Annotated in this window: 22 protein-coding genes; 18 read left to right on the top strand and 4 right to left on the bottom strand. The window is 58.7% G+C overall.

The genetic code is table 11. The features are described 5' to 3' along the window. Window positions 1-194: 194 nt before the first annotated feature. From INT12_RS18530 to INT12_RS18445, 18 genes are all read left to right on the top strand, one after another. Window positions 195-635: a low molecular weight protein-tyrosine-phosphatase gene (locus tag INT12_RS18530; RefSeq protein ID WP_126589021.1), complete on the top strand. Its 441-nt coding sequence runs from the start codon at window positions 195-197 to the stop codon at window positions 633-635. Window positions 636-672: 37 nt separating this feature from the next. Next, window positions 673-2,892 (top strand): polysaccharide biosynthesis tyrosine autokinase, encoded by a 2,220-nt coding sequence (locus INT12_RS18525; RefSeq protein WP_169885479.1) that lies wholly within the window; start codon window positions 673-675, stop codon window positions 2,890-2,892. Between the two features lie 6 nt (window positions 2,893-2,898). Further along, complete coding sequence (locus INT12_RS18520; protein ID WP_046488494.1) at window positions 2,899-4,236, top strand: hypothetical protein; 1,338 nt, start codon at window positions 2,899-2,901, stop codon at window positions 4,234-4,236. Next, a complete protein-coding gene (locus INT12_RS18515) occupies window positions 4,233-5,423 on the top strand; it encodes an O-antigen ligase family protein (protein WP_193040454.1) in 1,191 nt (396 codons plus the stop codon). Before INT12_RS18520 ends, INT12_RS18515 begins: the two co-directional genes overlap by 4 nt. Next, entirely contained in the window at window positions 5,420-6,583 is a 1,164-nt protein-coding gene (locus INT12_RS18510; protein ID WP_169885483.1) for a polysaccharide pyruvyl transferase family protein, read from the top strand. The genes INT12_RS18515 and INT12_RS18510 overlap by 4 nt, the downstream gene beginning before the upstream one ends. Then, window positions 6,580-7,131, top strand: a complete 552-nt coding sequence (locus INT12_RS18505) for an acetyltransferase (RefSeq protein WP_046488489.1) — start codon at window positions 6,580-6,582, stop codon at window positions 7,129-7,131. Before INT12_RS18510 ends, INT12_RS18505 begins: the two co-directional genes overlap by 4 nt. A gap of 14 nt (window positions 7,132-7,145) precedes the next feature. Further along, window positions 7,146-8,105 carry a nitroreductase family protein gene (locus INT12_RS18500; RefSeq protein WP_193040455.1) on the top strand — a complete coding sequence of 320 codons (960 nt, stop codon included), beginning with the start codon at window positions 7,146-7,148 and terminating at the stop codon, window positions 8,103-8,105. 1 nt (window position 8,106) lies between these two features. Further along, entirely contained in the window at window positions 8,107-9,042 is a 936-nt protein-coding gene (locus INT12_RS18495) for a glycosyltransferase family 2 protein (RefSeq protein ID WP_046488486.1), read from the top strand. 69 nt (window positions 9,043-9,111) lie between these two features. Beyond that, window positions 9,112-10,233: a GDP-mannose 4,6-dehydratase gene (gmd, locus tag INT12_RS18490; protein WP_046383834.1), complete on the top strand. Its 1,122-nt coding sequence runs from the start codon at window positions 9,112-9,114 to the stop codon at window positions 10,231-10,233. Window positions 10,234-10,235: 2 nt separating this feature from the next. Further along, window positions 10,236-11,213 (top strand): GDP-L-fucose synthase, encoded by a 978-nt coding sequence (gene fcl / locus INT12_RS18485; RefSeq protein WP_193040456.1) that lies wholly within the window; start codon window positions 10,236-10,238, stop codon window positions 11,211-11,213. After that, the gene (locus tag INT12_RS18480; protein WP_046383832.1) at window positions 11,213-12,421 is read left to right on the top strand and encodes a glycosyltransferase WbuB; all 1,209 of its coding nucleotides are present in this window, start codon (window positions 11,213-11,215) and stop codon (window positions 12,419-12,421) included. Before fcl ends, INT12_RS18480 begins: the two co-directional genes overlap by 1 nt. A gap of 5 nt (window positions 12,422-12,426) precedes the next feature. Next, window positions 12,427-12,885: a GDP-mannose mannosyl hydrolase gene (locus INT12_RS18475; protein ID WP_046488483.1), complete on the top strand. Its 459-nt coding sequence runs from the start codon at window positions 12,427-12,429 to the stop codon at window positions 12,883-12,885. A gap of 22 nt (window positions 12,886-12,907) precedes the next feature. Next, a complete protein-coding gene (locus tag INT12_RS18470; protein ID WP_046383830.1) occupies window positions 12,908-14,317 on the top strand; it encodes a mannose-1-phosphate guanylyltransferase/mannose-6-phosphate isomerase in 1,410 nt (469 codons plus the stop codon). 240 nt (window positions 14,318-14,557) lie between these two features. Continuing rightward, complete coding sequence (locus tag INT12_RS18465) at window positions 14,558-14,797, top strand: hypothetical protein (RefSeq protein WP_046383829.1); 240 nt, start codon at window positions 14,558-14,560, stop codon at window positions 14,795-14,797. An 88-nt stretch (window positions 14,798-14,885) separates the two neighbouring features. Beyond that, window positions 14,886-15,998, top strand: a complete 1,113-nt coding sequence (locus INT12_RS18460) for a polysaccharide biosynthesis/export family protein (RefSeq protein ID WP_079443579.1) — start codon at window positions 14,886-14,888, stop codon at window positions 15,996-15,998. A 13-nt stretch (window positions 15,999-16,011) separates the two neighbouring features. Next, entirely contained in the window at window positions 16,012-16,671 is a 660-nt protein-coding gene (locus INT12_RS18455; protein WP_104903416.1) for a YjbF family lipoprotein, read from the top strand. Further along, window positions 16,668-17,435, top strand: a complete 768-nt coding sequence (locus INT12_RS18450; protein ID WP_046383826.1) for a capsule biosynthesis GfcC family protein — start codon at window positions 16,668-16,670, stop codon at window positions 17,433-17,435. Before INT12_RS18455 ends, INT12_RS18450 begins: the two co-directional genes overlap by 4 nt. After that, complete coding sequence (locus INT12_RS18445) at window positions 17,432-19,507, top strand: YjbH domain-containing protein (protein WP_193040458.1); 2,076 nt, start codon at window positions 17,432-17,434, stop codon at window positions 19,505-19,507. The genes INT12_RS18450 and INT12_RS18445 overlap by 4 nt, the downstream gene beginning before the upstream one ends. 38 nt (window positions 19,508-19,545) lie before the next feature. Here the strand turns inward: INT12_RS18445 and INT12_RS18440 are convergent, their stop codons facing one another. The 4 genes from INT12_RS18440 to INT12_RS18425 form a co-directional block, all read right to left on the bottom strand. Beyond that, window positions 19,546-20,937 carry an undecaprenyl-phosphate glucose phosphotransferase gene (locus INT12_RS18440; RefSeq protein ID WP_102617935.1) on the bottom strand — a complete coding sequence of 464 codons (1,392 nt, stop codon included), beginning with the start codon at window positions 20,935-20,937 and terminating at the stop codon, window positions 19,546-19,548. 254 nt (window positions 20,938-21,191) lie between these two features. Then, window positions 21,192-21,863 carry a helix-turn-helix domain-containing protein gene (locus INT12_RS18435; protein ID WP_193040459.1) on the bottom strand — a complete coding sequence of 224 codons (672 nt, stop codon included), beginning with the start codon at window positions 21,861-21,863 and terminating at the stop codon, window positions 21,192-21,194. A gap of 30 nt (window positions 21,864-21,893) precedes the next feature. After that, window positions 21,894-22,649 carry a hypothetical protein gene (locus tag INT12_RS18430; protein WP_193058965.1) on the bottom strand — a complete coding sequence of 252 codons (756 nt, stop codon included), beginning with the start codon at window positions 22,647-22,649 and terminating at the stop codon, window positions 21,894-21,896. Continuing rightward, window positions 22,642-23,370: a winged helix-turn-helix domain-containing protein gene (locus tag INT12_RS18425; protein WP_046488460.1), complete on the bottom strand. Its 729-nt coding sequence runs from the start codon at window positions 23,368-23,370 to the stop codon at window positions 22,642-22,644. The genes INT12_RS18430 and INT12_RS18425 overlap by 8 nt, the downstream gene beginning before the upstream one ends. Between the last annotated feature and the right edge of the window lie 113 nt (window positions 23,371-23,483).

The raw sequence follows: 23,483 nt of genomic DNA, 5'->3' as shown, positions 1-23,483 counted from the left end.
GAGGCGCAAAAGTAAGGGAATGTTATTTTTAGTCGGATAATACAATTATTGTTATTTATTGTCCTGCTCAACAGATAGTCGCCCTATGTCAGCTGTGATCATAATTAAAGGGTCGTAAGTTGTTGGTTGTTGAAAGTTGGAGATAAGGTAGTCCCTTTGCCGATTTATTACTGTGCGGTGCGTGGGAGGTTGCCTTGTTCAAAAAAGTTTTGATTGTGTGTATCGGCAATATTTGCCGCAGTCCCACTGCGCAACAACTGCTAGGGGCCGCCCTTCAACCATCCGATATCAAGGTGAGTTCGGCGGGCTTGGCGGCATTGCGTGATCACCCGCTGGAGTCCACGGCAAGCGAAGTCCTGCGAGAGCATGGGCATGTTCCCCAGGAGCACAGGGCCCGGCAACTGAGCGTTGAGGCCGTGAGCGAGGCTGACCTGATCCTGGTGATGGAGCAGCATCACGTTGACGGCGTACTCAACCTCGCTCCCGAGGCCCGGGGCAAAGTGTTCCTGCTGGGTAAGTGGCAGCAAGAGCGTGAAATCAGGGACCCCTATCGACAGGGCAAGCCGGCCTTTGTGCAGGCCTATGCCTTGATTGAGCAGGCCGCAGAGGCCTGGGCACAGCGCTTGGCGCGCTGACGCCCTTTTAACGATTGCAAGGACGAAGAGTCGATTTATGTATTCACCCCAGAACGCCTCCGCTGACAATCCGCATCATGACGAGATCGATTTGCTCGGCATGTTGGGCACCCTGATCGATCACAAATGGCTTATTGCGGGAGTCACCGGTACGTGCATGCTGATCGGCGCGGCCTACGCGGTCCTGTCGTCTCCGGTGTACCAGGCCAACGCCTTGATCCAAGTGGAACCGAAGAAAAACGATATGCTCGGTTTCTCCGATGTGAGTAGTCTGTTGGGCAAGGAATCACCGGCGGTGACTGAGATCGAGCTGATCAAGTCGCGCACGATCATCGGCAAGACGGTCGATACCTTGAAGTTGGACATTACCATCACACCCCAGCACTTCCCGTTGATTGGCGGCTTTCTTGCCCGGCATTATGCGCCGCAAACCCCGGGCGATATCGCACCGCCACTGTTCGGCATCAGCCGCTATAGTGCTGGTGGTGAGCGCCTGAGCCTAGCGACGTTGAAGCTACCGGCCGCATTACTGGGTACCACCCTGGTGCTGGTGACCGGAGATGATCAGAGCTACCAACTGTTTGATGAGGACGATCGGCAGATCGCTGCGGGCCGCGTCGGCGAACCTTTCGCCGAGGACGGCGTGGAGGTGCTGGTCGAAGTCCTGCGGGCTAACCCGGGGGCGCGCTTCAAGATTGTACGCAAGCCACGCCTGGATGCAGTTGCTGATTATCAGGACCTGCTCAATGTGGTGGAGCGCGGTAAGGAATCGGGGATCATCAGCCTATCGCTGGAGAGCACACACCCAGCTTTGGCGGTGCGTACGCTGAATGAAATCTCCAGCCTGTATGTGCGCCAAAATGTTGACCGCACTTCAGCCGAGGCGGCGCAGAGCCTAGCGTTCCTCAATGATCAATTGCCACAGGTGCGCCGCGACTTGGAGAAGGCTGAAAGCGCGCTGAATAGCTTTCAGACCCGGAGCAAATCCATCGACATTAGCCTCGAAGCCAAGGCTGTGCTCGATCAGGTGGTGGCCCTGGACACCGGCATCTCCGAGCTCAAGCTGCAACAGGCTGAAATGGACCGCAAGTTCACCCGTCAACATCCAGCCTACCGTGCGTTATTGGCCAAGCTTGATGAACTCACCGGTAAGCAGGCGCAATTGACCAAACGGATCGAAGGTCTGCCCAGCACCCAGCAAGAACTGTTGAGCCTGACCCGAGATGTACAGGTGGGCACCGAGATTTATACCCAACTGCTCAATCGTTCCCAGGAACTGGATGTGATGCGGGCCGGCACCGTGGGTAACGTGCGCTTGATCGACAGCGCCGACGCTAACATCAGCAAGCCCGTAGAGCCGCGCAAGGTCATTGTGGTACTGCTGGCGATGCTGCTCGGCGGCATGCTTTCGGTGGGCCTGGTGCTGATGCGCAGCCTGCTCAGCCGTGGCTTGGAAAACCCCGATGACATCGAGAAACTCGGCTTGCCGGTGTATGCATCGATCCCATTCAGCTCGTTGCAAAAGACCGAGGAAATCCGTGCCTTCAAGGGTCGCTCAGCGGTGCCGTCGCTGCTGGCCTTGAATCATCCTAATGACCTGGTTATGGAGGCAATGCGCAGCCTGCGCACCAGCCTGCATTTCGCGATGCTGGAGGCGAAGGACAATCGCCTGATGATTTGTGGTCCCAGCCCGGGGGTGGGCAAGACGTTTGTCTCGGCAAACCTGGCTGCGGTGGTGGCCCAGTCTGGGCAGCGGGTATTGCTGATCGATGCGGATATGCGCAAGGGCTATATGCACAAAATGCTCGGTACTACGGCGGAAATAGGTTTGTCGGATCTGTTGGTCAAACGGTGCCAATTGCAGGAGGCGACTCAAAAAACTGATGTAGAACTGTTCGATTTCATCGGTCGCGGGCAGATCCCACCCAACCCGTCCGAATTGCTGATGCATCCCAATTTCGCTGCGTTGTTGGCCGAGGTCAGCGAGCTGTATGACCTAGTGATCATTGATACGCCGCCATTGCTGGCGGTGACGGATGCCGCCATTGTCGGGCGTCAATCCGGAACAAGCCTGCTGGTTACCCGTTTTGGCATCAATTCGGCGAAGGAAGTCGAGCTGACCCTACGGCGCTTTAATCAGAACGGCATCGAGCTCAAGGGCGCGATATTCAATGGTGTGGAAAAACGTCGTTCTGCCAGTTACGGCTACGGCGATTACGGTTACTACCACTACGCCTACCAGTCCGACAAAGCCTGACGACTTATGAGCAAGGTTCTTGAGAAGCCGCCGCTGGTATCCCGTTCGCTGTCGAGCCGGTTTCGCCTCAATGTTTTGAGTTATGGCTATACCCAGCTGGTGACACTGGCGGCGCAATTGGTACTGGTGCCGTTCTTCCTGCATGCCTGGGGTACCGGGCGTTATGCCGATTGGTTGGTACTCACCGGTATTCCGTCGATGCTCAGCCTGTTGGACCTGGGCGTTGCCCAAGCCTCTGCCACTCGCGCTACGGTGCGCGCAAGCCAAGGGGATGTGCCGGGTGCGCGGCGCAGTGTGCAGACTGCGTTGGCATTCACCCTGGTGGTGGTTGCACTGGTGTTGCTGTTCTCATTGACCCTGGGTCGGTGGATCGACTGGGTTGGGTTATTGAAGCTCAAGAGCCTCGACCCTGGCCAGGCGAGCCTGGTGGTGGTGTTCATGTCCGGTTACCTGTGTACGCGTTTATTGGGTGGGCCGATCGAGGCATGGTTCCGGGTGATCGACAAAACCGTCGGCGGTGTCTTTATCATGGCCAATCGCAGAACTTTGGATATCGTGCTGTCGATTCTCATCCTGATGCTGGGCGGTACCGAGCTGCAGTTGGCCCAAGGCATGTTCTTCAGCCAAGCGCTGTTCGTTGTGTTGGTGACGCTGTTTGTGCGACGTGTTTCGCCGTGGCCGCTGCTTGGACTGGCGTCGGCCTCCTGGGCAGAGTTTCGGGGTATTTGGAAACCCGCCGTGGGCAGCGCAGCCATCCCGCTAGCACAGTTGATCACCCTTCAAGGCGGTTTGCAGTTGCTGAACCAGATCGCCGGCCCAAGCGTAGTGGTGGGTTACACCATGGCACGAACCTTGATGCGGTTGATCATCCAGTTGGGCATCACCTGCAGCAATGCGCTGACCCCGGAAATCTCGCGCCTGGCCGGGCGCGGCCAGTTCGAGGAAGCTCGGCGCTTTACCCAGCGCGCCAGTTCCCTGGTGCTGAGTGTGTGCGTGCTGGTGTACGGCGCCGGTATCTGGGGCGGCCCACAGATTATTGCGCTGTGGAGCCATGGTTTGGTGCAGATTGACCGGGTGTCATTGGCGCTGATCGGCTCCCATACAATTTTGAACGTGGCCTGGTTCATTCTCGCGGCGATGTTGATCTCCACTAATCGTCATACCCGTACATCGGTGATTTACGCGCTGAGCAGCCTGTTGGTGTTGCTATTGTGGATGCTGTGCATTGACCGGATTGACCCGTTGTTGGGGGCTTCGTTGTTGTTGTCGCTGCCAGAGCTGGTGGTGTTGGTGTATCTGCGGTTGATTAGTAAGGTGCAGTTCGCTGGGGAGGTTTCCCCATGACGTTGTCCCAGGCGCGCCTGACCCTATACCTGCCGCTGACGTTTTTCGCCTTGCCGTTGGCGTTGAGCAATAACCTATCGCAGCCCTTGGCATTGCTGCTGCTATTGCCCTTTGTGGTGTATGCGGCGCGCGGATTCACCCGGGCTGCAGCCTTGCTATCGCTCGTGGTTGGCGCCAGCGTCCTGCAGGTGCTGGTGTCCAGCGGCTCGAAAATTTCCTTGTATCAATTCTTGCGTTCCGGAATTCCGTTTTTCTATTTTGTGCTGCTGTTGGCCGGCTATAGCTATGCGCTGGCCAATGTGGAGAAAATTGCCCGTACCCACAGCGTCAGCTATCGCCGCATCATCGAACGGGCGATTTATATTTTTGCCCTTGGTCAGTTGCTGCAAGTGAGCCTGTATGGCGTTGGTATTGACTTGACCAACGCTGCCTCCAAGTCCAGTGACGAGGTGGGCAGGATCATGCTGTTTCCCACTAGCTCGGCGGTGCTGCTGTTTTTCTATGCCTGTTGCCAGCGCAAGATCGCGTTGATGCTGATCCTTGCGGTGACACTGCTGGCGGCCGGCTCCAAGACCATCCTGGCGGCGATGGCGGTGATGATCCTGTTATCGGCGATCACCCAGCGCAAGCTCAAATCTCTTGCGGTGCTAGTAGTGGCCATTGTTGCCTTGGGCACTCTGACGTTTTATGCCAGCCCCCTGGCTGTGTCGCGCTTTGCCACATATTTGTTTGAGGAGAAGGGCGAGGACGTCACCCGTGCCTTCGAGATCTCTCACGCCAAGACGTCCTTTCTGGAGAGCCCGGCCACAGTGTTTCTTGGTAATGGCCTGGCGAAGCAATTGACGCCGGGGGTGCCAACCAATGACGAGCGTTGGTTCGAGAATTCCAAGTTTGACATCGAGAACGGGTATTGGGGCGTACTCGCGAAGTTGGGCTTGGTGGGGGTCGTGCTATTTGGTCTCCTGTTCAGCACCTTGCCACGCAACTCCGTGTCGCTGGCGGTGGGGGCGATCCTGCTGATCTTTTCGTTCAAGACCAGTTATCAGTTCTTCACCACGTTTGACGGCAGCTATTTGCTGGTGTGGTCGATATTCATCGGTCTGCTCAATAAAGCAGCACCTGCGCGCCAGGCCTTTGTCCTGCCTACACCCTCTACACATTCCTTATTAAGACAGGCTGGATCATGAGCGCATCTGTACGCCCCGTCAGGGCTGGGATACTGACGTACCATTTCAGTGAGAACTTCGGCGCTGTGTTGCAAGCCTATGCGTTGCAGCGTTGGTTGCAGCAACAGGGCTTGCAGGTCAGCCTGATCAACTACCATCCGGCGTACGTCGAAGACGGCAGCGAGCTCAAACAACTGCTGAATCCACGTCACTTCAAGGGCAATCTCAAGGCGCTGTACTTGAAAACCCTGTCTTTGAAAACCCGGGTGTTTGGGGCTAACGCCCAATCTCGTCAGTTTGAGGCGTTCAAGGTGCGCTTCCTGAATATCGACGGGCCGCGCTATACCTGTGCAGATCAGCTCAACCAAGCGGTCCGCGGCCAGCAGTTGCTGGTGGCAGGCAGTGACCAGATTTGGAATCCTTCGGGCCAGACAGGCCTGGACCCCGCCTATTTTCTCGCTTTCGATTGCGACAAGGCTATTCGGCGCATCTCTTACGCCGCGAGCTTTGGCAAGGAGTACCTGGAGCCTGAGTACCATGCTGAAGCCGAGGTGCTGCTTAAGCAACTGTCAGCGGTCAGCGTGCGTGAAGAGAGCGGGGTGGAAATTGTCCAACAGGTTTCGGGGCTGACGGCCCAGTGTGTGCCCGACCCGACGCTGCTGCACCGCGATTACTCGGCGTTGCTGGCCACGTCCACCCAGACGCGCAGCGGCCATGTGTTCTGTTATGCGCTGCGTACCGGCGTCGGCGTCAGGGAGGTCGCCCAGGCGTTGTCCTGGCACGTCGCTGGACCGATTGTTTCACCCTATAACGCGCACCGGCGCTGGCGGCAGATCGGCCAGACGGTGCAAGTAGGACCGCAGGACTGGCTCAAGTTGTTGAAGGAGTCGGCATATGTGGTGACCAACTCTTTCCATGCAACAGTGTTCGCGATCATTTTCGAGAAGCCATTTATTGCCGTTGGCTTGCCGGGCAGCAAGGCTTCGCTCAACGCCCGCGTGTGCAATCTGCTGGCAAAGCTGGAACTGTCCCAGCGCTTTTTGCCGGCTGACAACATCGATCAAGTGCATAGCTTGATTGCTGCGCCGATTGACTGGGTCGCGGTGCGCGCTCGGCGTCAGGCGTTGCAGCAAGTGGGTGAGCGCTATTTGTTGGAACAGCTTGCGGCGATCAAGTCATGAGTGGTTTTGAACGCCTGAAGTATGTAGACACCTTGCCCCGCAGCAACAAGGCTCGGCGCCTGGTATGGGGCGCGGTGTATCAGTTGCTGTTTCGCCCCACACCACGCTGGATGCTGCATGGCTGGCGGTGTTTCCTGCTGCGCTGTTTCGGCGCCAGGATCGGTGTTGGTTGCCGCATCGCACCCACATGCTGCATCTGGGCACCGTGGAACCTTGAAGTCGGTGACTTTACAGCCATCGCCGATGGAGTGGATGTGTACGCCATGGCCAGGATCACCATTGGATCAAAAGTCGCCATCAGCCAACGCAGTTTTTTATGCGCGGGCACCCATGACACTCGCAGCTTGCTGCGGCCGCTGGTAACTCGAGAGATCGTCATCAAGGACCACGTATGGGTTGCCGCCGAGTCGTTCATCCATCCGGGTTGTCTGGTGGGCGAGGGTTGTGTGGTTGGCGCGCGCTCGGTGGTCACCACCGATTTGCCGGCCTGGATGATTTGCGTCGGCGCGCCCTGCCGCCCCATCAAACCGAGAGACATCGCACAATGAAACAGGTAAAGCGCATGATGGATAAGACATGGAAGTTGATGTTTTTCTTGAGCGAGTTTTTTCGCGACATGTACACGTTTGTTCGCCACAACGGGTATTCGCCGTTCGCGAACCGCAACAAGAAGTTGTTTTACAAAATCCTAATTGAAACCCACACCGTTGAAAAAGGCTTGTCGCTCAAGGAGCCCAAACCGTTGTTCGGAAAGGACAAAATCAACGGCATCATTCATATGCTCAACGAGTACGACCGCACCTACTCAGCGTTACCGCTGGAAATGGCTCTGGGCGCCTTCCAGGGTTATCTCGACCTGCATCGTACTCTGGGTTTGAGCGATGACTTTCTGTTTTATCTGGATGCTTATGTCGAGCATCTTAAGCGCGACGGCACCCTAGGCAATGGCGGCACCAAGCGCGCCGCGCCGTGGCTGGGCAATGGCGAGTTGGACGCCAAGGCGTTCCTGCAGTCGCGCTCCAGTTGCCGGATGTTCCAGTCCGGCAAGCTTGACAGCTGCTTGCTTACCTCGCTGGTGGAGCTGGCGCAGTCGGCACCGTCGCAATGCAATCGCCAGTCGTCGCGGGTGCATGTCTACCAGGACCGTGCGGTGATTGCGCAAATGCTCGAGCTGCAAGGTGGCTCACGTGGCTTTGCGCATTCCGTGGACAACCTGTTCGTGGTCACCTCGGAAGTGACCGCCTGGGGTGGTGCCGGCCAGCGTAACCAGCTGTATGTCGACGGTGCGTTGTTTTCCATGGGCTTGCTGCTGGCGTGTCATGCCAATGGGCTGGGCGCTTGCCCGTTGAACCTGGCGATCCTGAACGCAGTGGAAAAGAAAATTCGTAGCGTGGGCGGTATCGAAGCCAGCGAGCGGTTGATCATGATGATCGCGGTGGGCAAGCCTCTGGAAAGCCACTTCCGGGCCGCGCGTTCGCCACGGCGTCAGACCGCCGAAATTCTGCAACTGCACGGTGGCTGACATGAAACGCGAAACCGTCAGTGTGATCATCCTCACCTACAACGAAAGCCTGCATATCGCCCGCGCGATCGAGTCGGTGCGCGCCTTCAGCGACGAAGTGCTGGTGGTCGACTCGTTCTCCAGCGACGACACCTGCGAGATCGCCCGGCGCCACGGCGCCCTGGTGGTGCAGCACGCGTTCGTCAACCAGGCCAAGCAGTTCCAGTGGGCGCTGGATAATTTGCCGATCACCGGTAACTGGACGATGCGCCTGGATGCCGATGAAATCATCGAGGCCGATTTGGCGGCGCAGATCAACACGCGGCTGCCGACGCTGGACCAGGGCATCACCGGCATCAACTTCAAGCGCAAGCATATTTTCATGGGCCGCTGGGTGCGCCATGGCGGTCGCTACCCGTTGAAGATGCTGCGGCTGTGGCGCACGGGGCAGGGGCGCATCGAAGATCGCTGGATGGACGAGCACATCTCGGTGGCCGAGGGTCGCACCATCACCCTGGAGGGCGGGTTTGCCGATCACAACCTGCACGACTTGACGTTCTTCACCCACAAGCACAACCAGTACGCGACCCGTGAAGCGATTGAGATCATCAACTCGCGCCTGGGGTTGTTTGCGGTGCGCCATGAATTGAATGAGGGCCACAGTTCGTTCCAGGCCAAGCTCAAGCGCCTGGTTAAAAACCGGGTGTATAACCGCGTGCCGTTTACCTTGAGTTCGACGGCGTACTTCCTCTGGCGCTACATCGTTCAACTGGGTTTTCTCGATGGCCGCAGCGGCCTGGTTTATCACTTGCTGCAAGGTTACTGGTACCGCTTTCTGGTGGGCGCCAAGGTGCTTGAACTGGAAACCGCGATCGCTCACTTAGACGATAAGGACTCAATCGTCCGCGAACTTTCAAAGTTGACCGGACATAACTTGACGCTGCCCATACCGAAATAACTGACCGTTTTTAACAAACACCCAAGTTCGGGTGTCGGCCTTCGCTCGCCTATTATTTGGGAGATAGACATGAAAAAAGTCGCGCTTATTACCGGGATTACCGGGCAGGATGGTTCTTACCTGGCGGAACTGTTGCTGGAAAAAGGCTACGTCGTGCATGGCTTGAAACGCCGCTCTTCGTCGTTCAATACCCAGCGCATCGATCACATTTACCAAGACCCCCAAGCCCTGCATAAAAACCTGATCCTGCATTATGGCGACCTGGCGGATTCGTCCAACCTGACGCGCATCATCCAGCAGATCCAGCCGGACGAGATCTATAACCTCGGAGCCCAATCCCACGTGGCCGTCAGCTTCGATTCGCCGGAGTACACCGCCGACGTAGACGCCCTCGGCACCTTGCGCATCCTCGAGGCCATCCGTCTGCTCGGCCTGGAAAAGAAGACCCGCTTCTACCAGGCCTCCACGTCCGAGTTGTACGGGCTGGTGCAGGAAACCCCGCAAAAGGAAACCACGCCGTTCTATCCGCGCTCGCCCTATGCCGTGGCCAAGCTGTATGCCTACTGGATCACCGTGAATTTCCGCGAAGCCTACGGGCTGTATGCCTGCAACGGCATCCTGTTCAACCACGAGTCGCCCCGTCGTGGCGAAACCTTCGTCACCCGCAAGATCACCCGCGCCTTGACCAACATCGCCCTGGGCCTGGAGCAATGCCTGTACATGGGCAATATGGACGCCTTGCGCGACTGGGGCCATGCCAAGGACTACGTTCGCATGCAGTGGATGATGCTGCAGCAGGACAGTCCCGAAGACTTCGTGATTGCCACCGGGGTGCAGTATTCGGTGCGCGATTTCATTCGCTGGTCGGCGGCGGAACTGGGGCTGCGCTTGCGCTTTGTCGGCGAGGGCGTGGAGGAAGTCGGGGTGGTCGAGCACATCGACGGCGACCTGGCGCCCGGCATGCTGGTGGGTGACGTGATTGTGCGGGTGGACCCGCGTTACTTCCGCCCGGCGGAAGTCGAGACGCTGCTGGGCGACCCGTCCAAGGCCAAGCAGAAACTGGGCTGGGTGCCGGAAATCAGCGCCCAGCAGATGTGTGCGGAGATGGTCCGCGAAGACCTGCAAATCGCGCGGCGCCATGCGTTGCTGCGCCTGCACGGCCACGATGCGCCGATTGCCGTGGAGAACTGAGCATGGCACGTGATCTGAACGCACGGATCTTTGTCGCCGGCCATCGCGGTATGGTCGGCTCGGCCATCGTGCGCCGCCTCTGGGCCTTGGGCTATACCCAGATCCTCACCGCCGGCCGCGATCGACTGGACCTGTTGGACCCCGCGGCCGTGCACGCGTATTTCGCCGAACAACGGATCGACCAGGTGTACCTGGCGGCGGCCAGGGTCGGTGGGATTCACGCCAACGCCACGTACCCCGCCGATTTCATCTACCAGAACCTGATGATCCAGGCCAATGTGATCCACGCCGCCCACACTCATGGGGTGTTCAAGTTGTTGTTCCTCGGATCGTCGTGCATCTACCCGGTGCTCGCCGCCCAGCCGATGACCGAGCAAGCGCTGCTTGCCGGCTCGCTGGAACCGACTAACGAACCCTACGCCGTGGCCAAGATCGCCGGCATCAAGTTGTGCGAAAGCTACAACCGCCAGCACGGGCGCGATTACCGCAGTGTGATGCCGACCAACCTGTACGGCCCGGGCGACAACTACCACCCGCATAACAGCCATGTGATCGCCGGCTTGCTGCGTCGTTTCCATGAGGCGGTGCAGCGCGGTGACGAAGAAGTGCTGATCTGGGGCAGCGGCGCGCCACGGCGCGAGTTCCTGCATGTGGATGATATGGCGGCCGCCAGCGTGCATGTGATGGAACTCAGCCAGGAGGGCTATGGCGAACACACCGAGCCCATGCGTTCCCATGTCAACGTCGGCACCGGCGTGGATTGCACCATCCGCGAACTGGCCGAGGCGCTGGCCCGGGTCACGGGCTTCAAGGGCCGTTTGCGGTTCGATACCAGCAAACCCGACGGTGCGCCGCGCAAGTTGCTCGATGTCAGCCGTATCAACGCTCTCGGCTGGGAAGCCTACGTGCCGTTGGAGGAGGGGCTGCGCGATGCCTACAACGCGTATCTCGCGGCCCTCGAACAGCCTCGGGGCCATTAATGAAGATCCTTTTGTATGGCATCAACTACAGCCCCGAGCTGACCGGCATCGGCAAGTACAGCGGTGAACAGGCGCGCTGGCTCGCCAGCAAGGGCCACGCGGTGCGGGTAGTCACGGCGCCGCCGTATTACCCGCAATGGCAGGTCGGCGAGGGCTACTCGGCGTGGCGTTTTCGCACCGAACAGGTCGACGGCGTGACGGTGGTGCGCTGCCCGTTGTACGTGCCGCGCAAGCCCACGGCGCTGAAGCGCTTGCTGCACCTGATCAGCTTTTCCGCCAGTTCGTGCCTGGCGGTATTGGCGCAACTGCGCTGGAAGCCGGACCTGGTCATCCTGGTGGTGCCGACCTTGTTCTGCGCGCCCCAGGCCTTGTTGTTGGCCAGGCTGTGTGGCGCCAAGTCCGTGCTGCATATCCAGGATTATGAAGTCGATGCGATGTTCGGCCTGGGCCTGGGCGGCAGCCCGTTACTGCGGCGACTCGCGTGGGGCGTGGAGCGCGGCTTGCTGCGGCGCTTTGACCGGGTCTCGACGATATCCAGCGGCATGCTGGAGAAGGCGGCCGGCAAAGGCGTCGAGGCGCAGCGCCTGCTGTTCTTTCCCAACTGGTCGGAGACCGAGCGTTTCCTCGATGTACCGCGCAACAGCGGGCTGCTGGAACGGCTCGGCGTGCCGGCGGGAAAGCGGGTGCTGTTGTACTCGGGCAACATCGGCGAGAAGCAGGGGCTCGAACTGATCCTCGATGCCGCCCAGGCTCACGTCCATCGCCCGGAGCTGGTGTTTCTGATCGTCGGCCAGGGCGCCGGCCAGGCCCGCCTGCTGCAGCGCGCACACAGCGAGGGCCTGCACAACGTGGTCTTCGCCCCGTTGCAGGCGTATGAAGACTTGCCTGCGCTGCTGGCCTCGGCGGACGTCCACCTGGTGATCCAGAAACGCGGCGCGGCGGATTCGGTATTGCCCTCCAAGTTGACCAACATTCTGGCCGTCGGCGGCAATGCAATCATCACCGCTGACCCCGACACCACCCTTGGCCGGCTGTGCGACGAGCATCCGGGCATTGCCGTGCGGGTCGAACCCGAATCGGTCAGCGCCCTGAATGCAGGGATCGAGCGGGTGCTGGCATTGCCTGTGCGCAACAGGGTGGCGTTGAACTACGCCGCGGATTTTCTCGATAAAGAGCGTGTCCTCCAACGCTTTATGGCACAGGTCTGACGCTTATGTGGCTTGATTTACCGACCTTCAATACGGTCGTGATGTCGACGCCGTTGGTGGCCATCGACTTGATCGTGAGGAAACCCAACGGCGATACGTTGCTGGGCTTGCGGATCAACCGGCCGGCCTATGGCTTCTGGTTCGTCCCCGGCGGGCGCATCCAGAAAAACGAAACCCTGGACGACGCCTTCCGCCGCCTGACCCACGAAGAACTCGGCCACACCTTCGAACGCGCCGATGCGCAGTTGCTGGGTGTGTTCGAGCACTTCTACGACGACAGCGTCTTCGCCAACGCCGGGAACGGCCCGGACACCCACTACGTGGTGCTGGGTTATTGCCTGACCCTTGCCGAGAATCAGGTCCTGGAACCGCCCACCGAGCAGCATCGGCACTACCGCTGGTGGCCGCTGGATGAGCTGCGCTACAGCCCACGTGTACACGAGAACACCCGTGCCTATTTCTGACCCTCTATCGAAGGACGCGTTCATGTTATTACCGGTGATCTTGGCGGGCGGTTCGGGTTCGCGCCTGTGGCCGCTCTCGCGGCAACTGAACCCCAAACAGTTCTTGCGCCTGACCCATAAAAGCCTGTCGATGTTGCAGCAGACCATCGGCCGGCTGGAGGGCGCGGATGTCGCCTTGCCGCAAGTGATCTGCAATGAGCAGCACCGTTTTCTGGTGGCCGAACAATTGCGTCAATTGGGCATGGAGCAGGCGAGCATCCTGCTCGAACCCATGGGGCGCAATACCGCGCCAGCGATTGCGCTGGCGGCCTGCAAGGCGCTCGACGAGTCCCGCGACCCGATTCTGCTGGTGCTGGCGGCGGATCATCTGATTGAAGATGTTCCTGCGTTTCATGCCAGCCTCGCGGTGGCGCTGCCGCTGGCCGAGGCCGGCAAGCTGGTGACGTTCGGCATCACGCCGACCAGCGCGCACACCGGGTACGGCTATATCGAGCAGGGCGAGGCGGTGGGCGAGGGCGGGTATGCGGTGAAGCGTTTCGTCGAGAAGCCGGATGCCGCCACCGCTGCCGACTACGTGGCGCGGGGCGATCATTACTGGAACAGCGGCATGTTCATGTTCCGTGCCAGCCGTTACCTGGACGCCTTGGCACGCTTGCAGCCGGCGATTCTCACGGCCTGCCGCGCGGCGTTGGCCGCGGGTAGCCAGGATCAGTTGTTCACCCGGGTCGATGAGGCGCTATTCGCCGCCTGCCCGGACGACTCCATCGACTATGCGGTGATGGAAAAAACCAGCGACGCAATCATGGTGCCGTTGCAGGCCGGTTGGAGTGATATCGGTTCCTGGTCGGCGTTATGGGAAGCCAGCGAGAAAACCGACGGCGGCAACGTGCTGCAGGGCGATGTGCTGCAACTGGATACCCGCGATACCTACGTGAACGCCGACAGCCGCCTGGTCGCCACGGTGGGCGTGCAGGACCTGATCATCGTCGAAACCAAGGACGCGGTGCTGGTGGCGCACAAGGACCAGGTGCAGCAGGTCAAGGGCATTGTCGACCAACTCAAGCGCGACGGGCGTCATGAGCACCTCAACCATCGTGAGGTCTACCGGCCCTGGGGCATGTATGACGCCATCGACAGCGGCCACCGCTACCAGGTCAAACGCATCACCGTGAAGCCCGGCGCCAAGCTGTCGGTGCAGATGCATCATCACCGTGCGGAGCACTGGATCGTGGTCAGCGGTACGGCCAAGGTCACCAATGGCGAACAGACGTACCTGGTCTCGGAAAACCAATCGACCTACATCCCGATTGGCCAGGTGCATGCCTTGGAGAACCCTGGCGTGATTGCGTTGGAATTGATCGAAGTGCAGTCGGGTTCTTATCTGGGCGAGGACGATATTGTGCGTTTCGAAGACAAGTACGGCCGGGCCTGAGGTTTTCCGACAATTAATAACATTTGCTCCGATGTTAAACCGCCAGCCTTGTTAGTTTCGCGGCCTCAACGTGTTGATATACGGGGGCTGGCTTCGAGAAATGTTATTTTCGAATGAATACGTTCAACTTTCCGGGTAATGCCCGGGCTGGTGCGTTGTTTACTTGAGTGGCACTATCAAGGTGTATTTCAGCGGCACCCGCTCGTTTGCTAAATGCTCACTATCGATAAGGAGTCTGATATGAGAAAACAACTGGCTATTATTGTGCTCAGTCTCTTGAGTACTTCTGCCATGGCTGCCGAGTTGCCGCTTGGCCTGAGTACCGCGGTGGTCGGCTCTGTGACGGTGGGGGAAACCCTGCTGGTCGGCGCGGCCCTGGTCGCGGGCGTCGCCGCCGCGTCCAGCAGCGGTGGCAGCGCCAATGGAGGCACCACCACAGGCACCACTGGCACCACGGGTACCACCGGTACCGGCAACTAACAGAACGCCTTCCGCTTTATAAGACTGCTTGGAAACCCCTCCCAAGTAGTCTTTTTTTCTTGTCGTTTATCGCGAGTGTCTTAGCACTATGATGCGTATTTTTTCTGTGGCGGTCGTGGCCTCCGCATTGTTACAAGGCTGCATGTTTGCGCCCGGTCAATATATGGACACCGAGGCAATGACCAAGGAGGGCGGTGCTGAAAGCAGTCGCGTGGAGTTGATCCCGATTACTCCAAAGTTGCTGGCCATGGACGCGGCGACTCAAGTCTCTTATGCGCTTCCCAAAGAACTGCTCGATTATAAACCCGGGCCCTATTTGATCGGCCCAAATGATGCGTTGTACATCACGGTCTGGGACCATCCGGAATTGACTGCGCCTTCCGGTCCGCAGCAGCAAATCGATGCCAACGGGCGCCTGGTCAACCCCGACGGCAACCTGTTCTACCCCTACGTGGGCGAAGTGGTTGCCAAGGGCCGCACCCTCGCGGCGCTGCGCAGTGAAATCACCGATAAGCTCCGTCAGTACATCGACAGCCCCCAGGTGGATATCAGTGTGCTGCGTTTTGCCAGCCAGCGAGTGGTGATCACCGGGGCAGTGCTCAAGGCTGGGCCTGTACCGATCACCACCACCCCGATGAGCGTCATGGAGGCCATCGGTGCTTCCGGTGTCGATCCGATCAATGCCGACCTCTCGAACCTCACGCTGACCCGCGGCGGCAAGCGCTACACACTCGACCTGGACACGTTCAATCTCAACCCGTCGCGCTTGAACGATATCTACCTCAAGGACGGTGACCAGTTGTACCTGCCCTACAACGACCGCAAGCGCATCTATGTGATGGGCGAGGTCATGCAGCCCCGCGCATTGAGTTTCAAGACACGCAGCATGAACCTCACGGATGTGTTGGGCTCGGTGGGCGGCATCAACCAGAACACCTCGAACGCCGATGCGATCTACGTGATCCGCGGCGCACAGAACCTGGACACGCAACCGGCCAAGGTCTTCCATCTGCAAGCCGGCTCCCCGGCAGCTATGGCCCTGGCCACGCGCTTCGATGTGCAGCCCCAGGACGTGGTGTTCGTCGGCCCCGCCAATATCACCCGCTGGAACCGGGTCATCAGTCAGTTGATACCTTCCGCCTCGATCATCGGTACCGGTGCTTCCACCCAAAACAACCTGAGCGAAGCCAACAGCCGATAAGGGTGGAACCTGCGTGAACAGTGTGAAAACCGGTATTTACGTGTGCCTTGCGTGGCTGTTGTGCGGCTGCAATCCACTGATGCAGGCCTCGCTCGATACCTTCAAGGCGGCCGTCGTCGGGCCTGCGCCATTGGCGCTGAGCCAGGCCCAGGTGGACGCCGTGCCGTTTCCCCAGATCAAAGTGACCACGGTGTCCAGCGAAGGCGTGATGGCGTTGATTCGTCAGCGCGACGACCTGCAGTTCTGGGTCGCTTCCGGCAAACAGGTGCTATTGATGCGCGATGGCCTGGTGGTGCGTACCGTTGGCCTCGGCACCGATCTGGATGGCACGCGCTGGCAAGGGCAGTCGCCGTTCCAGCAGGGGCTGCACCGCGTGCCGGACGGCTACCGCAGCAGCCGGCAGATCGACCTGGTGGATGGCTATCGCGTCGGCATCACCGTCACCAGCCGCCTGACCCGCGAGGGCATGGAGACGCTCGAAATCCTCGACAAGCCTTACACCTTGTTGCGCGTCGATGAGGACATCGAAGCCCAGGCCCTGGGGTTTCGTGCGCGCAACCGTTATTGGGTCGACCCCACTGACGGCTTCATTGTGCAAAGCGAACAGCACCTCAGCCCGCGCCTTACGTTGAAAATCACCCAACTGCAACCCGCCCGCAAGGAGGCCCGATGACCGCCCGCAAACGATGGGCGCTGGCGCTGTTGTGGAGTTGTGCCAGTGCATGCCACGCCGCCCTGACGGTGAGCGGCCAAGTCCTGCACCCCGGGCCGATCGCCCTGCCGCCCGAGGCGCGCTTGCTCGACGCGATCATCGCGTCACAACCGGATGCCCAGGGCTATTGGCTGGCGGCGGCCTGGCTGCACCAGCCATTGATCGAGCCCCAGGCCCGGCTCAAAGCCGGTGTGCTGTTTGACCTGGATACGTTGCGCCAGGCTGCCTTGGCCGCCGGGTACGACAGCCGGGCCGACTTGGCGGCGCGCGTTTACCGACAGGTGCAGGCCTTGCCGGTGACCGGCCGGCAACGCGCGATGCTGGACCCGGTGGCGGTGGAGGTCGGCTTTGCGCCCAACCTGCGGGTCAGCGACGGCGATCGACTGATCTACCCGCCCAGGCCGGCAGGTGTGCGCGTCCTGGGCGCGGTCGCGCAGCCTTGCACCCTGGTGTTCCAACCGATGCGGGCGGCACGCGATTACCTCGACGAATGCCCGGCGGTGGCGGGGGCCGACGTCGACTACCTGTGGCTGATCCAGCCCGACGGCCTGGTCACGCGCCTGGGCATTGCCCCCTGGAACCGCGAGACGGCGGCCGCGCCTGCACCGGGCAGCACGCTGCTGGTGCCGCTGCGCAGCGACGACCTGGAACCGCCCACTCCTGAGCTGAACCAACAACTGGCCGAGTTTCTTGCCACCCAACCCCTGGCTGAGGTCACGCCTTGAAATTATGTATTGCAGCCGTGCTGCTGGTGCCCTGTGGCGTCGCGCACGGCGATCCGCGTTACACCCAGAGTGATTTTGGCGGGGTCGGGCTGTTGCAAACCCCGACCGCACGCATGGCCCCGGCCGGCGAACTCAGCGTCAATGCCAACCGCACCGAACCTTACAGTCGCTACAGTTTTTCCACGCAACCGCTGGACTGGCTCGAAGGCACCTTTCGCTACACCGCCATCACCAACCGCCCCTATGGCCCCGAATCGTTCAGTGGCAGCCAGAGCTACAAGGACAAGGCCGTCGACGCCAAAGTGCGTCTCTACGAGGAAAGCCACTGGTTGCCCCAGGTCGCGCTGGGGATGCTCGACCTGGGCGGCACCGGGCTGTTTTCCAGCGAGTACCTGGTGGCCAACAAGCGTTATGGCGAATTCGATTTCAGTGCGGGCATCGCCTGGGGTTACCTGGGCAGCCGGGGCGATTTTGGCAACCCGCTGGGCGCGCTGAGTGATCGCTTCAACGAGCGGCCCACCGCCGAAGGTTCCGGCAATTTCTCCAACGGTTACTTCCGCGGCCGGCCCGCGCTGTTTGGCGGCGTCGCCTACCAGACACCCTGGGCGCCGTTGAGCCTCAAGCTGGAATACGAGGGCAACGACTACCAGAACGAGCCTCGAAACAACCATCTGCGCCAGGACTCGCCGGTCAACCTCGGGCTGGTCTACAAGGTGGCCGACTCCGTCGACCTGAGTGCTGCCTGGGAACGCGGCAACACGGCGATGTTCGGTATCACCCTGCACACCAATTTCGTCAGCCGCAAGGCGCCGGTCAAAACCTACGACCCGCCAGCCCCCAAGCTGCCCGCCCAGGCGCCGAGCGTCGCGATGGATCAGGTGGATTGGGCCGCGGTGTCCAAGCGTTTGCAGGACAATGCCGGCTATAACGTGCAGCGTATTGCCCAGCGCGGCCCTGAGTTATTGGTGTATGGCGAGCAGCAGCGCTATTTCTACAGCGCCAAGGCCGTGGGGCGCGCCAGCCGTATCCTGGACGACAGCGTCAATGACCAGATCAGCTGGTTCACCCTGGTGAGCGAGCGGTACGCCATGCCGATCGAAGAAACCAGCGTGCCCCGCGAGACGTTTCGCGAGGTGGTCAACCAACGCGAGCCCCTGCAGACCCTGCACCGCCAGACCGAAGTCAACCCGCCCAGCGCCCCGGCGCAAACGCTGCTTTACACCCAAGCGCCCAAGCCCTTGAGCTACGGCGTCGGGCTGGGTTACAAGCAGAACGTCGGCGGGCCGGATGGCCTGCTGTATCAGATTTCCGCCGACCTCGACGCCGAATACCGCTTCACCCGCAACACCTGGTGGAGCGGCCTGCTCAGCGTCAACCTGCTGAACAACTACGATGGCTTCACCTACGACGCGCCCAGCGGCTTGCCGCGCGTGCGTACCGATCTGCGCAAGTACATGACCAGCTCTGACGTGACCGTGCCGACGTTCCAGCTCAACCATGCGGTGCGACTGGATCAGGACCTGTATGGCATGGTCTACGGCGGGTTGCTGGAATCGATGTACGCCGGTGTCGGCAGTGAGGTGCTGTACCGGCCGATGGGCCAGCGCTGGGCCTTGGGCGCCGACCTGAACTACGTACGTCAGCGCGGGTTCGAACAGGACTTCAGCCTGCGCGACTACCGCACGGTCACGGGGCATATCACCGGCTACACCGACTTGCCGTTCAACACACAGGGTGCGCTGAGTGTCGGTCGCTACCTGGCCCGGGACTGGGGCGCCACCCTGGACTTGTCGCGCGAGTTCAACAATGGCGTGCGGATTGGCGCCTGGGTCACCCGCACCACCGCGTCAAAAGAAGCCTTTGGCGAAGGCAGCTTCGACAAAGGCCTTTACCTGTCAATTCCCTTTGATGAGCTGATGAGCCTGTCGACGATGCGCCGCGCCAATCTGGTGTGGGCGCCGCTGACCCGCGATGGCGGCGCGCGCCTCAATCGCGCGTATTCGCTGCATACGATGACCGATGGCCGCGACAGTGACCTGTTCTATCGGAACTTCGAGAAGATCACTGAATAGACAAGGAAAGGGGGACGTGAAGTCCCCCTTTGTTTGCCTCAGTAAATGTCTTTGGACAGCAGTGTGAACGGCGTTTTCAGCAGGATCTTGATGTCCAGCCACAGTGACCAGGTGTTGATGTAGCGCAGGTCGATGTCGACGCGCTTTTGCATCTTCTCCAGGGTCTCGGTCTCGCCCCGGCACCCATTGATCTGTGCCAGCCCCGTGATACCGGGCTTGATACGGTGGCGCGCCATGTACGCGTGAATCTTCCCTGAGTAGTAGTCATTGTGCGCGACCGCATGGGGCCTTGGACCGACCAGGGCCATGTGCCCTTGCAGCACGTTGAACAACTGCGGCAGTTCATCGATGGACGTGCGGCGCATGAAACGCCCCACGGGGGTGATGCGTGAATCATGGCGGCTGGCCTGGCGTACTTCGTGGTCGTCATGCACGCGCATCGAGCGGAATTTCCAGACCTTGATCACCTGACCGTTCCAGCCGTGACGGTCCTGCTTGAAGATCACCGGACCGGGGGAGGTCAGTTTGATCAGCACGGCGAACAGCAACAGCAGCGGGCTCAGCAGGATGAGCGCAAGCAAGGCCACGCTTTTGTCCAGCAGCGACTTGCTCAGTGCGGCGGTCGGACGGCTGGTCAGCGGGCTTTCATTGAGGAAAATCGCCGGCAGGCCATCGACCTCGGCCACGCAGTGATTGAGCAGCAGCATGTTGTTGAGGTCGGGGACCCAGATGACATCGACGCTGATCTCCAGCAGGTTGATGTACAGCGCCTCGATATGGGTGGCTTCCTGCAGCGAATGGGTGATGTACAGCCTGCGGATACCGTGCTGCCGGATCAACTGCGGGAGGTCCGGCAGCTCGCCGAGTATCTGTGATTGCACGCCCGGGGCTGCGGTCGCCGTGGCGCCGACGAGGCCGACCAGCGGTGAGCGTTTTTGCCGGGAAAGTGTTTTCGCCAGGTCGGCGGCAAGTTTACCGGTACCCACGATCAGCGATTTATGTCGCTCGTGAAGTTGCCCGTGGTAATAGCGGGAAAGACTGTGGATAGGGATGTAACAGAGCGCCAGCACGGCATAACTAATCGCCGCCCACAGTAGCAGGATTTCGACGGGGAACAACGCGTTAGCATTGCAGGCGATACCCACCGCAACCAGTATCAGCAGGGTAAGTAACCAGCCCATGAAGAGTCGGCCCAGTCCCACTGCGTAATCATCTTTCTTGCTGTAGACGTCACATAACATATAGGCCGGGATCGAGGCCAATATGCTAAAGGCAGCCAATACCCGGTAGGGATATTCCAGCTGGCCAGTCTTTAAAATAACCAATGCAAATAACAGTGTGACGACCAAACTTGACGCCAGCGTCCACTGTCCCCAAAAGGTCAGACCTTTGGGTGTTAGGTTACGATGCATTCTCCGGTTATTCAGCATACTACTGCTCCCAGTGGTGACCACTCATGGTGGCAGGCTTAAGCGAGGCGTGGCATTGAAACAGCCAAATAGACAGGCACGCGTAGGCGCGCACAGATTGATATTAATCAACGGCAGGGGGCAGTAGCTGACGAGTTATAACAGGCACATAGCGATAGTTAAGTGGCTGCTGGGTGAGACGGATTGTTATAAAAAGGCAGATAGTGGAGCGTGATCAACGCCAAGATTAACGACTCTGGAATTATTATATTTTTTCAGCGAAACTGCTGGGCGAGTTCCAGGGGGTTTTTTATCCTCTGGGTCAAGCAATAGCCCCGATTTCTCACTGAACGGAACAAACGCTCGCCATCGTTGACGCGCTTGAATTTTTCCTGAAGTCGGCTGAGGCACATTTCCAGGCCGCGATACAACTCCGGTTCGCGACCAATATTGCGAATAAGTTCTTCTTTACTCACCACGCGTTCTTCATGGTGTAACATTTTTTTGATAAGTGCTGACTCAATCGTGGTCAAGGAAATGCGTAAACCACCCTTGACCAACATTCGGTCATGTTGTGTAAAGGTCCAGTAGTCAGGTGCTTGTAGCGGAGGTTTTTCGGTGTGGGTCGCCAGTGCTTTTTGAGGCCTGTCGGTGCTGTGGAGTTGAACATTTAGTTCCAGTTTATTATAGGGATGTAATGTTTTGTAAATGACCGGCGTTGATGCGTTATTGGCGCTGTCGGGTTTTTCGATAGTTGAATTGTTAGTGTAGTGCGAATTGAAATACTGGTTGCCAAACAATGGCGTGCTGGTTGCCTGGGTTTCTGCTGTCTTGGTTCGCGGCGGGCAAGCGATATCGCCATAGAGTAACTCCACATTCGACGCAAAGTCGGGCAGCGGAATAAAGATGGGCGTAGCGGTGGACAGGTGTTTTTTGAGTGAGCTCATAGTGGTTACCATGGTCCTGTGGGTTGAGTGTTATAAATTTTCGGCCGGCGAGTAGTAACCGCCCTGAAAGTAATTGAAAGGCAAGCGTTTGGCGAGTGTTGCACTGTCAGAGAATTCAACTTTGTCTGCAATGAATGAGACTCGGCTGGCGCTTATCAGCTCTAACATGCGGTCGTAGAGCCGGTCGAAAAAATCCGAGCGTATATTCAGACTCAGTCTCAGGGGCGCATCCGGAAATGGCATTTTTATATAGTCATAGAGTTTCAGTTCGATCAACAGGTCGGCCTGCTTTGTATCCAGTGTGTAGTTATTGTAGGCAAGCTTGATACTGCTGCGGTCTTTGAGGTTATACAGTTGGCGCACCATCGCGCGGCGCTCCGTGGGGCCGGGAAGTGCATCCAAGGGGTTTTCTATACTGATAACGAGTTGCTGCTTATAGCTTTCCAATACATGCGCGACCTGGATAAGTTCCTTGAGCGTGTCGTCGGACATAAGCGCTGATTGCTCGATGCGCAGAAATTTATGAGTCGCCGGCTGTGCAGAAGCAAGTGTTAAATGACTGAAATCGGCAGTCATGCGTGGGTCGATGCGCGATAGGGCGTCACGGTAGGCGCATTTAAGTTGAGCGCGATACAAGGGCTGCGAATGCTCTGGAAGATTGAGCAGATTATGTGCGCTGGTTACGCGAATCTCATTGCCCCAAAGTGCGCAGCTGCGTTCAACTATCGCTTGCCTGAAGAGCTTGGGTTGGGCTATTGCGACAGGCGATATTTTCTCGTTATTCACGATGCTGTCTCTCTTGGGCTGGGTGCAAATACTGGGCGGAAATAATCCCACGGCTCAACTTGTAACCGTAGCCACGGATGTTCTGAATGATATTTTCGCCATAGCGCGCCTTGATTTTGCTGCGCAGGCGGCTAATGGATTTCTCCAGGGCTCGAGAGTCGTAGAATTTGGTGTTGAGCCCCATAACATTGGCGATTTCATCGTGACTGAGCAGTCGGTTATAGATCAGCGCCTCGAGAACTTTCATTTCGATGAAGGAAATTTCAAGTTTCTGGTCGTTGCCGTAAATGCACATCCGGTCTTGATCGAGAATAAGTTTGCAGCAGTCCAAGCGATACGTTTCATTGAGAAACGCCTCGACTAAACTCAACTTTTCTTCAGGGGAAGTTTCGGTGGCTTTTAGGCAGTAGTCCGCGCCGGCCAAATAATATTTGGTTTTACTTTGAGTAGAGGCAAACGTGATGAAGACAACTATCAGGCAGGTCGGGTTTTTGTGCCTGGTTTTTTTTATGATGTCCAGGGTTTGATTGCTGGCAGAAGGTGTGTCGATTTCTATGACGATGGCGCGATAGTCGACGTGATCTTCATGATGACCGACTAGTTGACCGTAGCTGCGTGTATCGACTTTTAAATCATTCGGTACAGTACGAACTATAAGTGCTCTGAAATCCTCAGTTTTAGACGCAGTCCGTGCAATAGCGAGGACGTTGGAAAAATGCATCACCTACTCCCTTTTCTGGCATGCAAGGCCGACAGTTCAATCGCTGCTAGCGTTAGATACTAATCGAATTGATTCCGCCAAAACGTGACAAATTTTAACATTCGTAGCTTTAT

It is taken from the genome of Pseudomonas sp. K8 (assembly GCF_014889455.1).
GTDB lineage: Bacteria > Pseudomonadota > Gammaproteobacteria > Pseudomonadales > Pseudomonadaceae > Aquipseudomonas > Aquipseudomonas veronii.
This window is presented reverse-complemented; position numbering and strand designations above follow the sequence as displayed.

What these genes read in the sequence shown, in the direction of transcription:
- INT12_RS18520 (WP_046488494.1), top strand. Translation starts at nt 2,899, where the DNA reads ATGAGCAAGGTTCTTGAGAAGCCGCCGCTGGTATCCCGTTCGCTGTCG.
- INT12_RS18450 (WP_046383826.1), top strand. Translation starts at nt 16,668, where the DNA reads ATGACCGCCCGCAAACGATGGGCGCTGGCGCTGTTGTGGAGTTGTGCC.
- gmd (WP_046383834.1), top strand. Translation starts at nt 9,112, where the DNA reads ATGAAAAAAGTCGCGCTTATTACCGGGATTACCGGGCAGGATGGTTCT.
- INT12_RS18475 (WP_046488483.1), top strand. Translation starts at nt 12,427, where the DNA reads ATGTGGCTTGATTTACCGACCTTCAATACGGTCGTGATGTCGACGCCG.
- fcl (WP_193040456.1), top strand. Translation starts at nt 10,236, where the DNA reads ATGGCACGTGATCTGAACGCACGGATCTTTGTCGCCGGCCATCGCGGT.
- INT12_RS18425 (WP_046488460.1), bottom strand. Translation starts at nt 23,370, where the DNA reads ATGCATTTTTCCAACGTCCTCGCTATTGCACGGACTGCGTCTAAAACT.
- INT12_RS18505 (WP_046488489.1), top strand. Translation starts at nt 6,580, where the DNA reads ATGAGTGGTTTTGAACGCCTGAAGTATGTAGACACCTTGCCCCGCAGC.
- INT12_RS18510 (WP_169885483.1), top strand. Translation starts at nt 5,420, where the DNA reads ATGAGCGCATCTGTACGCCCCGTCAGGGCTGGGATACTGACGTACCAT.
- INT12_RS18470 (WP_046383830.1), top strand. Translation starts at nt 12,908, where the DNA reads ATGTTATTACCGGTGATCTTGGCGGGCGGTTCGGGTTCGCGCCTGTGG.
- INT12_RS18465 (WP_046383829.1), top strand. Translation starts at nt 14,558, where the DNA reads ATGAGAAAACAACTGGCTATTATTGTGCTCAGTCTCTTGAGTACTTCT.
- INT12_RS18460 (WP_079443579.1), top strand. Translation starts at nt 14,886, where the DNA reads ATGATGCGTATTTTTTCTGTGGCGGTCGTGGCCTCCGCATTGTTACAA.
- INT12_RS18500 (WP_193040455.1), top strand. Translation starts at nt 7,146, where the DNA reads ATGATGGATAAGACATGGAAGTTGATGTTTTTCTTGAGCGAGTTTTTT.
- INT12_RS18495 (WP_046488486.1), top strand. Translation starts at nt 8,107, where the DNA reads ATGAAACGCGAAACCGTCAGTGTGATCATCCTCACCTACAACGAAAGC.
- INT12_RS18440 (WP_102617935.1), bottom strand. Translation starts at nt 20,937, where the DNA reads ATGCTGAATAACCGGAGAATGCATCGTAACCTAACACCCAAAGGTCTG.
- INT12_RS18435 (WP_193040459.1), bottom strand. Translation starts at nt 21,863, where the DNA reads ATGAGCTCACTCAAAAAACACCTGTCCACCGCTACGCCCATCTTTATT.
- INT12_RS18480 (WP_046383832.1), top strand. Translation starts at nt 11,213, where the DNA reads ATGAAGATCCTTTTGTATGGCATCAACTACAGCCCCGAGCTGACCGGC.
- INT12_RS18525 (WP_169885479.1), top strand. Translation starts at nt 673, where the DNA reads ATGTATTCACCCCAGAACGCCTCCGCTGACAATCCGCATCATGACGAG.
- INT12_RS18515 (WP_193040454.1), top strand. Translation starts at nt 4,233, where the DNA reads ATGACGTTGTCCCAGGCGCGCCTGACCCTATACCTGCCGCTGACGTTT.